11 protein-coding genes are annotated in these 13,474 nt (G+C 36.5%); 4 read left to right on the forward strand and 7 right to left on the reverse strand.

The genetic code is table 11. From position 1 onward, the window contains the following. Positions 1 to 164 precede the first annotated feature (164 nt). Entirely contained in the window at positions 165 to 2,468 is a 2,304-nt protein-coding gene (gene helD / locus NP781_RS22100) for an RNA polymerase recycling motor HelD (protein WP_257520835.1), read from the forward strand. Between the two features lie 51 nt (positions 2,469 to 2,519). Here helD and NP781_RS22105 read toward each other — a convergent pair whose 3' ends face one another. From NP781_RS22105 to NP781_RS22125, 5 genes are all read right to left on the reverse strand, one after another. Next, positions 2,520 to 3,275: an amino acid ABC transporter ATP-binding protein gene (locus NP781_RS22105; RefSeq protein ID WP_036077823.1), complete on the reverse strand. Its 756-nt coding sequence runs from the start codon at positions 3,273 to 3,275 to the stop codon at positions 2,520 to 2,522. 13 nt (positions 3,276 to 3,288) lie between these two features. Further along, positions 3,289 to 3,990, reverse strand: coding sequence for an amino acid ABC transporter permease (locus NP781_RS22110; RefSeq protein ID WP_004233514.1), 702 nt, complete (start codon positions 3,988 to 3,990; stop codon positions 3,289 to 3,291). A gap of 12 nt (positions 3,991 to 4,002) precedes the next feature. Next, positions 4,003 to 4,710: an amino acid ABC transporter permease gene (locus NP781_RS22115; RefSeq protein WP_257520836.1), complete on the reverse strand. Its 708-nt coding sequence runs from the start codon at positions 4,708 to 4,710 to the stop codon at positions 4,003 to 4,005. Between the two features lie 82 nt (positions 4,711 to 4,792). Continuing rightward, positions 4,793 to 5,656, reverse strand: coding sequence for a transporter substrate-binding domain-containing protein (locus NP781_RS22120; RefSeq protein WP_048395478.1), 864 nt, complete (start codon positions 5,654 to 5,656; stop codon positions 4,793 to 4,795). Between the two features lie 3 nt (positions 5,657 to 5,659). Next, the gene (locus NP781_RS22125; protein ID WP_257520837.1) at positions 5,660 to 6,859 is read right to left on the reverse strand and encodes an acyl-CoA dehydrogenase family protein; all 1,200 of its coding nucleotides are present in this window, start codon (positions 6,857 to 6,859) and stop codon (positions 5,660 to 5,662) included. Positions 6,860 to 7,141: 282 nt separating this feature from the next. Between NP781_RS22125 and NP781_RS22130 the strand changes: the two genes are divergently transcribed. Continuing rightward, a complete protein-coding gene (locus NP781_RS22130; RefSeq protein ID WP_257520838.1) occupies positions 7,142 to 7,888 on the forward strand; it encodes a YybI family spore inner coat protein in 747 nt (248 codons plus the stop codon). A gap of 87 nt (positions 7,889 to 7,975) precedes the next feature. Here the strand turns inward: NP781_RS22130 and NP781_RS22135 are convergent, their stop codons facing one another. Beyond that, on the reverse strand, positions 7,976 to 8,356 hold the full coding sequence (locus NP781_RS22135; RefSeq protein WP_048395473.1) for a VOC family protein: 381 nt from the start codon (positions 8,354 to 8,356) through the stop codon (positions 7,976 to 7,978). Between the two features lie 225 nt (positions 8,357 to 8,581). Here NP781_RS22135 and NP781_RS22140 point away from each other — a divergent pair, with 225 nt between their 5' ends. Together NP781_RS22140 and NP781_RS22145 are read left to right on the forward strand one after the other, a co-directional pair. Next, positions 8,582 to 10,531: a methyl-accepting chemotaxis protein gene (locus tag NP781_RS22140; RefSeq protein ID WP_257520839.1), complete on the forward strand. Its 1,950-nt coding sequence runs from the start codon at positions 8,582 to 8,584 to the stop codon at positions 10,529 to 10,531. Between the two features lie 279 nt (positions 10,532 to 10,810). Next, positions 10,811 to 12,760, forward strand: coding sequence for a methyl-accepting chemotaxis protein (locus NP781_RS22145; RefSeq protein WP_221682416.1), 1,950 nt, complete (start codon positions 10,811 to 10,813; stop codon positions 12,758 to 12,760). A 61-nt stretch (positions 12,761 to 12,821) separates the two neighbouring features. Here NP781_RS22145 and NP781_RS22150 read toward each other — a convergent pair whose 3' ends face one another. Then, positions 12,822 to 13,241, reverse strand: coding sequence for a VOC family protein (locus NP781_RS22150; RefSeq protein ID WP_221682417.1), 420 nt, complete (start codon positions 13,239 to 13,241; stop codon positions 12,822 to 12,824). Between the last annotated feature and the right edge of the window lie 233 nt (positions 13,242 to 13,474).

A 13,474-nucleotide genomic window follows, 5' to 3' on the forward strand; every position in this document is an offset into this window, starting at 1 on the left:
TCAATCCCCCATATCACCTGCATTTGGATACTTTCACTATATTCTAATTGGTGGTTGGACAAACAATTAAAAAAGCATCACAATTACCTTCTTCTCATCATCTATTGAGGTGAGGGTTACTGTCAAAGGAAGCAAATAACTATGGAGAGGAATGTGAGTAAACGTTGGAAAATCAAAAAGAATGGCTGGAAGAAAAGCATCACCTTGAGGATTCTTTAAACATTATTGTTCATAAAATAAAAGAGTTAGAGCATAAAGAAAAAGGCTTTAAAGAAAATGCTGTTGTCTTAAAGAAATCCTTTTGGAACGATGTGAGAGTCAATCTAGATACCGCTGAGGATGTAGACGAAACCTTTTTTGCAATTAAGCAGCAGGCTGAGCTTTTATCTGACTCAGAGCTTGCACAGGAACGTGCAATTCGTAATGTAAAGGTATATGAACGTTTACAACAGTCACCCTATTTTGCTCGTATTGACTTTTTACAAGATGGGCAACAAGACCCTTTAAAAATTTATATCGGTGTAGCCACATTATTAGATAAACAGGATGAAAATATCGTCATTTTTGATTGGCGAGCGCCTATATCGAGTATGTATTATGATTACACACCTGGTGATGCATCCTACGTAACATTAGGTGAAGAAATTCATGGAGAAATGCTGTTAAAACGGCAATTTATCATTAAAAATGGGCAACTACAATCCATGTTTAATACAGGCCTTACAATTGGTGATGACCTATTGCTCGATATCCTTGCCCAAAATGCAAATGAGCATATTCGTAGTATTGTTGCGACAATCCAAGCAGAGCAAAATAAAATTATTCGCCATGTAAATTCACGCTATCTTATTGTTGAAGGCGTTGCAGGTAGTGGCAAAACAGCTGTAGCCTTACAGCGGGTAGCTTATCTTCTTTACCGTTATCGTGATGAAATGACAGCCGATCAAATATTGCTAATTACACCTAATCAACTTTTTAATCAATATGTTCATTCAGTCTTACCTGATTTAGGTGAAGATAATATGCAGCAGTTAACGTTTATAGAATATGCTGAAAAGCGATTAGGTAAACAGTTTCAATTGGAATATCCTTATGAGCAACTTGAAGATCTGTTAACAGAAAAAGATGATGCTCAGTATCAAACAAAATTAAGCATCATTTCATTTAAAGCGAGCCTCACTTTTAAACATTTGCTGGATCAGTATGTTCGTTATTTATCTGATAAAGGCTTGTTATTTAAAAATATCGTTTTTCGCGGTGAACGTATTATTACTGCACAGGAGATTTCCGAATACTTCTATTCTTTCCCTTCTACTATGTCGATACCAGATCGTCTACAATTAGTAAAAGAATGGTTATTGCAACGGCTAACGAAATTGGAAAAGGCTGAGCGTACAAAGGAGTGGGTAGAAGAAGCTACTGAGCTATTAGATAAAGAAGACTACTCCAAATCATATAGTGAACTTTTATATGAGGGGCGTTATACTGAAAATTCATTTGATGATTTTGATCAAGAACGCTATAAATTAGCAAGACAAATTGTCAAAAAACACTTTAAACCATTACGTAACTCCGTTCACCAGTTAAAGTTTGTCCATATGTTGGGTACATATCGACAGCTCTTTGATTTGAATAATTCTATTAACAAGGTTTTACAACACCTTAAGCCAGACAATTGGGAGGACATTTGTCTACAAACACTCCCTAATTTAGCAAAGCGTTTGATTGCCTATGAGGATGCTGCACCATTTTTATACTTACAGGACAAAATTGAAGGACAACAGACCAATAGGATGATCCGTCATGTATTAATTGATGAAGCACAGGATTATTCGCCATTCCAACTTACTGTATTACAGCAGTTATTCCCAAAAGCACGTATGACCATTTTAGGTGATGGCCATCAAACGATTCATCCACATACCTTTAATAACCCTTCTCTACTGGACACTCAATTATATGGTGAGCAGGCAGAAAAAATGATATTAACAAAAAGCTATCGTTCGACAAAGCAAATCATACAACTCACTTCCAAAATTTTAAATGACGGTAGTAAAGTAGAAGCTTTTAATCGAACCGGCCCCGAACCATCGATTACTATTGTGCCAAATGAATTGGAATTAATAGATCAGATTATTCAAAACATCGACCATTTATCTATTGAATTCGAAACAATTGCTGTCATCTGTAAAACTGCAGCCGAGTGCTCAGCGGTTTACAAGCAATTAAACAATCGAGTAGATATTCAATTGATCAATCATCATACAAAGCAGTTTAAAAAGGGTATTTTAATACTTCCAGCTTATATGGCGAAAGGCATCGAATTTGATGCGGTCATCATCTATAATGCATCTGCTGCTAATTACTCAAGAGAAAGCGAACGGTACTATTTCTATACGGCGTGTACGAGAGCTATGCATGAGCTTCACATTTATTCCATCAATAAATTAACGTATTTCCTTCAATAATAGGTAACAGGAGAATCTGTAAATAACAGATTCTCCTGTTCTATTGCTGTTTTATATATAAAACGTATAGTCTTCTGGAATGACACGTTTTAAAAATTTCTTCGTTCGCTCCTCTTTTGGGCTGACGAAAATATCATGAGGGCTACCTTCCTCTACAACCACTCCTCCATCCATGAAAATTACGCGATTGGCAACATCTTTGGCAAAGCCCATTTCGTGTGTTACTACCAGCATTGTTGTACCCTCCGCTGCAATATTTTTCATAACCTGTAGAACCTCACCTACCAATTCAGGGTCAAGTGCGGACGTTGGTTCATCAAATAAAATAATATCAGGATTCAAAGCTACTGCTCGTGCAATACCAACACGTTGCTGTTGACCTCCTGACAACTGACTAGGATAGGCATCATATTTGTCTGATAAACCTACTTTATCAAGTGCCTTTTTACCAATTTCTACAGCGTGTGCTTTAGGAATTTTACGTCCAATGATTAACCCTTCCGTTACATTTTCTAATGCTGTTTTATTAGTGAATAGATTATAGTTTTGAAAGACAAATGCGACACGCTGGCGAATTGCATGCACGTCTTTTTTCTTTACATGTTGAAAATCAACCTGAATATCTCCAAATGTCGCATGGCCTTGATCAGCCTTCTCTAAAAAATTAATACAACGTAATAATGTTGTTTTTCCTGAACCACTGGGACCTAAAATAACCACAACGTCCCCTTTATCAATGGCTAAATCAACACCCTTTAAGATTTCATTGCCACCAAATGATTTATGAATATTTTTAATTTCTAACATGCTAATTCACCCCTCAGACATTTGCCATTTTGTATTTGCTTAAATATTTCTCATAACGCTTAAACAAGTATTCAACCGTACTACATAAAATTAAGTACACAATAAAGATATCCAAATAGGCCTCTACATAATTGTAGCCAACGTTTGCCGCTACTTTTGCCTTCAGCGTAATTTCAGGAAGCGACATTGCGTAGCCTAGCGATGTAGCTTTAATAAGATTAACTGTAGCTGTGCAAATATTCGGCAATGCCACTACTAATGCCTGTGGAATGATGATGCGAGTATATGCTTGGAATGTTGACAAACCTACTGAGTGTGCAGCCTCTAGTTGCCCCTTTTCAATGGTACTTAACGCCGATCGAAAGACCTCAATCAAAATGGCTGTTGAGCTGAATGCAAATACAATAAACGCATACCAAATTGGATTGATTTTATAAATATCATACGCAATATGATATTTTTCAAAAATAATTTTTAACATTAAAGGTATACTACTATAGATAATAAAAATTTGTATAATAATCGGCGTTCCTCGAACAAAAGAAACATAAATCTTCGCTAGGTGATGGATAACTGGAATTTTATTAATCCTAGTTAGTGCTAACAAAAACCCCAGTGGCAAAGCTATTACCAAAGCAACGACTGTGACTAGGAGCGCTATAGGAACACCAGACAAAGCTACGAAAAATGTTTCAAGTAAAAATTGATAATTCACCTTCACGCCTCCTTAAGTTGTTTCTAGAGTCTTCTTACCCTTACCAAATAACTTTTCTAATATAGTAAATATTTTCTCTATAATAATAGATAACACCCAATAGATAATAGCCAATGCAATATAAATTTCTAAGGCATGAGCATTGATGTTACTTGCAATAATTAGATTTGCCTTACCTACAATATCAATTAGACCAATTGTATAAGCGAGTGCACCTTCCTGTAATAAAGCAATCATGCCATTGCCAAAGTTCGGTAAAGCGACGACTAATGCCTGCGGAAAAATAATTCGACGGTAGGCTTGGAATGGTGTTAGCCCGACACTAACGGCTGCTTCAAACTGCCCTTTTGGAATGGCTAAGTAGGCAGACCGTATCACCTCAGACATTATTGCCGCGAATTGTAAGGTGAATGTTACGACAACAAATATGGCCGTTTCAATTGAATGGAGATTAAGACCAACATTTTCTGCTAATGCTGGGACGCCATAATAGACAAGAAATAACAAAACAATGGAGGGTGTACAACGCATTATCGTTGTATACAGATTGGCGAATTTAGTTAGCCACTTGACTGAAGATAGCTTAGCAGCCGCCAGCAATAAGCCGAATAGGGTACCTAAGATAATGGAGGACCCTGCAACTAAGAACGTAATTTTTAAAAATGGCAATAACACTGGGATTGCGTTCCAAATGTAGGTTGCGTCAAAATATTTATCCATTTCCTCACCAACTTTTGTTTTTATGAATAAAGACTGCTGAGCATTACTGACTCAACAGCCTTACTATTCGTTCCGTTTTAAACTAACGATTTACGTTTTCCAGTACTTCAAATAAATCACGGCCATAGAATTTTGTACTTAATTCATTTGTTTTCTTTTGTTCTTTAACCTGGGCTATTGCTTTATCATAAGCGTCAGCAAATTCTTGCTCTTTTTTATTGAACAGTGGCCATGTTTTTATAACAGCAAATTCGTTATAGACAACGTCATCTTTTAGGTTATAATATGGTCCATCTTCTGCAAGTACTTGTTGTTTAAATGGGCCTTCAATCATGACACCACCATCAACACGACCTTCATTAACCCACTGCACTACATCGACAGTAAAGGCGTCACCGGCCTCAAGTTTTACTTTATTATCTGGATTTGCCGTATTATATTCATCGATAATTGTATATTGAGCATTATTTGCAGCAATTGGTGCTAAAGAATAGCCCTTTTTCGCAAAATCTGCTAATGTTTTCACGCCTTCATCCTCTTTACGCAAAACTAAACCTGCGCTACTTAAACCTAAGAATTCCTTCGGGAAAATAAATTTCTCTGTACGTTCCTGAGTAAAGAATGCGTTTTTAACCCCTACTTGATATTTCCCTTGCTCCACCCCAATTAATAAATCATCACTTGTTGTACCTACATACTCAAATTGATAGTCAGGTAACAATTCATCTACTAATTTCATTACTTCTACATCATAACCAGTTGGGTTTCCATTATCGTCGATGTAACTAATAGGCTTTGAGGCTTGATCGTATGCTACTTTTACTGTACGTACCTTTTCACCATCACCTGAGTCTTTATCTGCAGATTCTCCTGAATTACAACCTGCTAATAATGCTATAGATGCCAAACCAATTGCAGCAAATTGAAAAATCTTATTCTTCTTCATATGTCATTTCTCCTTATTTTTCACGTGATTTAATGATTGATTTTCATATAATTTCTGCTGTTCAATAGCGGCAGTCGCTAATTTAATAATCGTCATATCATCCATCGGTGGATTATGAAGCCCTGCACGAACATTGCGGTAATAACGTTGTAATGGATTGGATAGTTGCAAGCTTTTCGCCCCCACTACACGCATCGCTTTATCGACTATATCTATTGCCATGTTTGTTACTGTATGTTTAGCAACAGCCATTTCATTTGTAATTAGTCCACGTCTAGCAGGATCATCGTAAGCCTCAGCCACTCCATATAAGACAAAGCGTGCTTGATGGAGCTTTAATTCAATATCCCCTAGAAGCTGTTGAACATTTGGCAACGTACTAATTGGCGCATTCAGGCTATTCGGTTGATGGTGATTAGCAAAATGAATAGCATAATCACGAGCTGCTTGTGCAATGCCTAAGTAAGTTGCTGGGATATGGAGTATCCAGCCATTTATTTTGCCACCACTCGGATGACTTGGTAACTCTACTAAATGCTCTGTCGCAACAAGCACATCTTTTAGCACAAGGTCGTGGCTGCTTGTTCCTCGCATTGCAGACATCTCCCAATTCTCCTCAATGGATAGACCTGCTGCATCCTTATGAATGAGGAAGAAACCAACTTGCTGCTTTTCTTCAATCCAAGCGGAGGTAAGGAAATAATCGAGCACCGGAGATGCAGTCGTAAAAATTTTGCGCCCATTTATTAGCCAGCCACCTTTAGTAGAAATGGCATTTGTCCCTGGCCGCCCTCCTCGCGTTGGGCTACCTGTTGCCGCCTCACTAACAGCTCTATTAATCATGGCCCCTCTCTTTATTTCTTCAGAAAAAGCTATTAATAGATCATCAGACCATAGTTTAGTTTCATAAATTTCACCAACAACACCTAATGTCCATCCAAGGGAAAGAGAGGCATTTTCGTCATAGCTTGCTAGTGTCTCTTGTACAAGCACCATATCATAGACAGATAACCCTTCTCCGCCATATTGTTTCGGTAAAGTAAGTTGAGGATAGCCAATTTGTAAAAGTAATCGATGAGCTTCGAACGGAAAACGAGATTGCTCATCTACCTCAACAGCCTCCGCCTTGATTGGCTCAGCTATAGCAGCTAGCTGATCTAGCCAATATCGTTGTCGCTCTGTTTTTACAAATAAATTCTTCAAATGAATCTCCTTCTTCCCAATATATATAAATCGTATAAATTTACTAAGAATTGATAATGAAAAAAAATCTCTTGCTACATGAATGTAGTGAGATACTATTTGGTACTGAATTTTCTGATTCGTTGACACTTATAATACTTTTCGCATTAGAAAATGTCAATGGGTGAAATTCAAGTTTTTTTGTAAGTTTAATATGTATTACAAAGTTTCAACTTTTACCTTTGATTTATGCACCAAGCTTTTCTTACAACATATGCTAAGACTAATGAAAGAGGTGCATATATGACCAATAATTTAAATTCGCCACTAAACGGTGGAATCATAACCCATTCGGCTCCACAAGTTATTCAAACTAAGTTTGGAGATATTAACGGGGATGGTTTTTTTGAAACCATTTTTTTAATGGGCACTAAACAGCCTGATAGTCCTTTCTGGAGAAATCTAACACTGTTTATTTTTTATGGTCAAACACGACAAATAGAACAAATTCCATTGAAACAAAATATGGGCTATAATCCGACTATTTTTTTGGGCGATTTTACTGGTAATCATATTGAGGATATTCTGGTTGTGTCTGATACAGGAGGTAGCGGTGGAATTGTTAATGGTGAGATTTTTTCCTCCATCAACAATCAAGTTCGTTCCATCTTTGATGCAGAGTCTTTTAATAATAAACTTAAATATAAGGTCAATTATGTAGATCATTATAAGGCTGTTGTTCAGAGTTTTAATCCTGCTATTAAATACACAATTGATTTACAGTATAAAGGACCCGACTACTTAGCTGAAATTTATAATACAGATGGCACCTTGAAGCAACCGATTGAAGGCTGGGTAGATCCTTTTGGAGGACTATATCCTGTTGACTACGACCGAGATGGAACATATGAAATTTTAGGATATCAAGAAATTGCAGGTAGATATCATGCTGATGGATTAGGCTATGTAGAAAATATTTTAAAATGGAACGGTCATGAATTTATAATAGATCGACAAACGGTTGGTATTTTTGGTGAGGATTTATCATAGACGACAAATCTAGCTATTAAATATAGCTAAAACAGGAATCTGCTCATTTTTACTTAACTCTAACAAAAAACAAGCAGATTCCGTTTTTTACTTTTTCTTTTCAACCAAGGCAAAGTAATTATTTTCAGGGTCAGCAAAGTTAAAAACCCTACCCATTGGCATCATGACTAGATCTCCTACTTTAACGCCCTTTGCCTGAAAATCTTGGTACATCTCTTCAATTTTATCAGCGTAAAACATAATAGAAGGTGTTCCTAAATTTAGATCAGGTTGCATTTTAGCAATAATTTCTTTGTTGTGAAGCACAAAGGATGTTTGAGCTTCCTTAGTTGGTGCAATTTCAATCCAGCGCATGCCTGCCTCTTCCTGTTCAGAAATGACAACAAACCCCACTTTTTCTGTCCAAAACTTTACAATTGCATCTTGATCATTGACATATAACATTACTTGTCCAATTTGATGAATCATGACTTCATTCCCTCCTCTTTTGAGCATTAGTATACATCAAAAAGTGGCTTTATATAGCTTCTAACGCCATCAATTTAGGGAAATTTCGAACAATTGATAATGATATATATTACTAGGAAATAATTAATTCAAAGTACTTAACTTTTCTTTTATTTCTGATAGAATGAGTATTATTTACCTTTAAGGGAAAAGTATAGAATAAAACATTATGTGAGGATAATACAATTGAAACAACTAAGTTTAAGAAAAAAGCTTATTTTTTCGTTTTTAGCCATGCTTCTCATCCCAACACTATTGATTGGAATAGTATCTTACCAAAGTGCTGAACAACAAATTTCAGAGGAACAACGCGCAAGTGCGACTGAAAGTGTACGCATTCTAAATTCCAATATTACAAACATGATTGAACCCAAATTGAAAGATGTACAATATTTTTCACAAAAATTTAGTGAAACCTACTTTCTAGATGATAACATTTTAGAACTGAAGTCATTATTAAGTGAATATGTCAACATGCACCCTGAAGTAGATTTGATATATATTGGGACTGCTGAAGGCAAACTATATGATCAGCCTGTTCAAGAGTATCCTGATGGCTTCGACCCTCGGACAAGGCCTTGGTATAAGCAGGCTTTAGCTAATAATGGGAAGACCTCAATTACTGCACCATATGTTACACAATCTACAGGTGACATTGTCATTACAATTACTCAGGCATTACCAGATGGTTCTGGCGTATTAGGATTAGATCTAAATATTTCTACATTAAGTGACATTACGAATAATATACGTATTGGAGAAACGGGCTTCGCTTCTCTTTTAGATAACAATAAAATTTACATTGCTCAGCCAGATAAAGAAAGTGGTACAGAGGCAACGGAAAGCTACATTACAAAAATTTATGAGCAGGAAAGCGGTACTATCATTGAAAAAGACCGTCACTTACAATTTGTTACGAATGAGTTAACAGGTTGGAAGGTAATTGGCACAATGTTTACTGCGGAAGCTGCAAAAGCTGCGGCATCCACATTGAACATTAATTTAATTATCATTATTATTTCCATTCTCGTTGGCGTTATTTTCATGCTCTTCATGATAAAGTCTATTGTTAACCCAATTAATCAATTGAAGCAAAGCGCATTAAAAATTAGTGACGGTAATTTAACGGAGTTTATTGAAATCCATTCTAAAGATGAAATTGGTCAGCTTGGCGAAGCCTTTATCTCTATGAAGGTAAGCTTAAAAAAATTAATTCGTAATGTTGATCAAAGCTCACAACATGTCCAAACAGCCGCTCAAAATTTATCTGCTAATGCAGAACAAAACATCGCTGCCTCAGAGCAAGTTGCTGATGCTATACAACAAATGGCAATTAGTACAGAAAAACAAACAACAGGTATTGATCAGAATGCCATTTCAGTTGAAGAGATTGCTAAAGGCGTTGTTGAAGTGGCAGACAGTTCCATGCAGGTTTCTGACCTCTCTAGCCATGCTATCCAATTGGCAGAAGAAGGTGGACAATCTGTCAAACAAACTGTACATCAAATGAATTCTATCCATAATTCTGTAACACAATCAGATACAATGATTAAAGCACTCTATGACCGCACGAAAGAGATCGGCTCCATTTTAGAAATGATTAGTGCTATTTCAGATCAAACAAATTTACTAGCACTAAATGCTGCTATAGAAGCAGCTAGAGCAGGAGAACATGGCAAAGGCTTCGCAGTAGTGGCGGATGAAGTACGCAAATTAGCAGAACAATCACATCAGTCAGCAGAGCAAATTTCTGCGCTCATTACTACTATTCAGCAGGATACGGCAAAATCTGTAGAGACAATGGTCAAAGCGTCGACAGATGTTCAAGAAGGCTTACAATTGACAGAAGAAACAAGTAGAAAATTCGAGAGCATTATTGAAAGTCTTCGGAACATTGCGCCGAAAATGGAGGATATTTCAGCATCTGCTCAAGAAATGTCTGCCGTTGTAGAAGAAGTGTCAGCGACCGCTATTGAACTTTCCGATCACGCAAAATTAAATGCTGCTGCTACGGAAGAAGTTGCCGCTTCCACGGAACAAACTTTATCTTCTATGCAAGATATGGCTTCGTCTGCCAAAACCCTACTTGATATGGCGGATGAATTGCAGGGTTATGTCAATCGTTTTAAATATTAATTATTTAACTGCTAGATCTGAGTTCAAGAAAGTATTGAACTCAGATTTTTTCTATTCCAAAAAGATAGGAAATTACAAAATAAGATATTTTTCTACAAATAATAGCGTTACATAACTTTATTTTCCAGATTTTTCAGAAAATTGTGTTGATTATTATTCATTTTCCTCTTAGAATCAGATTAAACATTTGAACGACTTAGGAGACTACTAGTGTAATAAAACCAATCACGTAGTTAATTGTATTACACTTCAATAATGTCGTTTAAGGAGGAATACTATATGAAACGAATTAGTTTAAGAAAGAAACTCATCTTTGCATTTTTAGTCATACTTCTCATTCCCGCACTTTTAATCGGGTATACCTCCTTTAAAAGTACCAAAAATCAAATACTAGAAGAGCAGCAAGCAAGCGCCAAGGAAAGTGTGCGTATGCTTAATAGTAATATTACCAATACAATTGCTCCTAGAGTTCATGATATCGAATATTTTGCCAAGAAAATAAATCAATCTTATTTACAAGATGATAAAAAAGCTGAATTAAAAGGTCTTTTTCAGGAATATGTAAATACACACCCTGAAGTAGAACTAGTATATATAGGGACTGCTGATGGGCGAATCATTGATGAACCTGTCCATGACTATGCAAGTGATTATGATCCTCGGAAACGTCCTTGGTATATAGAAGCCATTGATAATAAAGGGCATGTATCCATCACTTCTCCATACATCTCAAAATCAACAAATAACATCGTTGTGACAGTTATGCAAGCTCTTCCTGATGATTCTGGCGTAATTGCCTTAGATTTAAATATCTCTCTTCTAAGTGCACTGACAGATCAAACACGTATTGGAGAAACGGGCTTTGCCTCTCTGTTAGATAATAATAAGTTATATATTGCTCAAAAGGATAAGGAAAGTGGCACAGAGGCAACAGAAGAATATGTTTCAAAAGTTTACGAAAAACAGGAAGGTACAATTACTGAAGGTGACCGTCATTTACGCTTTGAAACAAATGAAATCACAGGTTGGAAGATAATCGGTACAATGTTCATTGCAGAGGCTACTAACGCGGCTACCTCAACCTTTACTATTACATTACTCATTATTGGTATTTCTATTATTGTTGGTATTATCTTTATGCTCTCAATGATTAAATCTATTGTTAATCCGATTAAACAACTACAGCAAAGTGCTCTGAAAATTAGTGAAGGTGATTTGACAGAGTATATTGATATTCATACGAAAGATGAAATAGGACAGCTTGCTGAGGCATTTGTCTCAATGAAAGTTAGCTTAAAAAGACTGATCCGCAATGTTGATCAAAGCTCACAACACGTTCAAACCTCGGCACAAGGTCTTTCAGCAAATGCTGAGCAAAATATCGCCGCATCTGAGCAAGTGACAGAGGCTATGCAACAGGTAGCGATTAGTACGGAAAAACAAACAACAGGAATCGATCAAAATGCTGTTTCTATTGAGGAAATTGCAAAGGGTGTTGTAGAGGTAGCAGATAGTGCCCTACAAGTTTCAGACCTATCCAGCCAGGCCATCCAATTAGCGGAAGAAGGTAGTCAATCTGTTGAGCACACTGTTAATCAAATGGTATCCATTCATGATTCTGTGGCACAATCCGATACGATGATTAAATCCCTATTTGATCGTACAAAAGAAATTGGCTCCATTATAGAAATTATTAGCGCTATTTCAGACCAAACAAACCTTCTTGCTCTTAATGCCGCTATTGAAGCAGCACGAGCAGGTGAACACGGTAAAGGCTTTGCAGTTGTAGCAGATGAAGTACGTAAATTAGCGGAGCAATCTCATCAATCAGCAGAGCAAATTTCTACCCTGATTACAGGCATACAACAAGATACAGCTAAATCTGTACAAACGATGACGAAAGCTTCTGCAGACGTTCAAGAAGGTTTACAGCTATCCGAGGATACGAAAAAGAAATTTACAAGTATCGTTGGAAGTCTTCGAGAAATTGCACCTAAAATGGAGGATATATCAGCTTCAGCACAAGAAATGTCTGCCGTTGTAGAGGAGGTATCCGCAACAGCTATTGAACTGTCAGATCATGCAAAACTAAACGCAGCTGCATCTGAAGAGGTTGCCGCTTCAACGGAACAAACATTATCTTCCATGCAGGAAATCGCCTCTTCTGCTAAAACATTGCTTGATATGGCTGATGAATTACAAGGCTATGTAGATCGTTTTAATTACTAAATAAGAAAGCACGATGATACTTGGTTTAGCCCTATCATCGTGCTTTTATCTTGTTATTTAATTATTCATTTACCTCATGGCTAAATTGCCATTCAACGCCAAATTTGTCTGTAAGTGAGCCGTAACATTTGCTCCAAAATGTTTCTTGAAGCCCCATTCTCACGTTACCACCTTCTTTAAGCTTATCAAATGCTTGACGCATTTGCTCTTCGTCATCAGAGACAACAGCTAATGTGACATTATTCCCTGTGGAAAATGGCATGCCTGGAAATGTATCTGAGAACATAATTCTGCTACCGAATACAATAAGTCGTGTATGCATGACAAGATCTTTTGCTTCTTCTGGTAATGGATAGTCTGGATTTTGTGGTGTCTCTCCAAACGTCATAATTTCAGCCTTGTCCGTATTAAAAACGTCTTCGTAAAACGCAACTGCCTCTCGACAATTTCCATTAAAATTCAAATAAACCTCTACTGCCATTTTCAACACTCCTTTGTCATTTATTGAAACAATTCTATTGTACATGGATTACAAAACTTAACACAAATTATAACTAGAATATTTCATCTTCAAAGTAAGTTTGCTCCTTTCTTTTTAAATTTTTTATTTATTTTCACAAAAGCTTTGACATTTACTCAAAAATCATGTAAATTACCAAATGGCGAACAATTTAAATTAAATCTTAAAAAATATTCGTATTTTAGGAGTGTATA

The organism is Lysinibacillus sp. FN11, assembly GCF_024628845.1.
In the GTDB taxonomy this organism is placed as follows: Bacteria; Bacillota; Bacilli; order Bacillales_A; family Planococcaceae; genus Lysinibacillus; species Lysinibacillus capsici.

Bases quoted from the DNA above. Each gene is read 5' to 3' on its own strand.
- NP781_RS22105 (WP_036077823.1), bottom strand. From the start codon at position 3,275: ATGTTAGAAATTAAAAATATTCATAAATCATTTGGTGGCAATGAAATC.
- NP781_RS22115 (WP_257520836.1), bottom strand. From the start codon at position 4,710: ATGGATAAATATTTTGACGCAACCTACATTTGGAACGCAATCCCAGTG.
- NP781_RS22120 (WP_048395478.1), bottom strand. From the start codon at position 5,656: ATGAAGAAGAATAAGATTTTTCAATTTGCTGCAATTGGTTTGGCATCT.
- NP781_RS22130 (WP_257520838.1), top strand. From the start codon at position 7,142: ATGACCAATAATTTAAATTCGCCACTAAACGGTGGAATCATAACCCAT.
- NP781_RS22135 (WP_048395473.1), bottom strand. From the start codon at position 8,356: ATGATTCATCAAATTGGACAAGTAATGTTATATGTCAATGATCAAGAT.
- NP781_RS22145 (WP_221682416.1), top strand. From the start codon at position 10,811: ATGAAACGAATTAGTTTAAGAAAGAAACTCATCTTTGCATTTTTAGTC.
- NP781_RS22150 (WP_221682417.1), bottom strand. From the start codon at position 13,241: ATGGCAGTAGAGGTTTATTTGAATTTTAATGGAAATTGTCGAGAGGCA.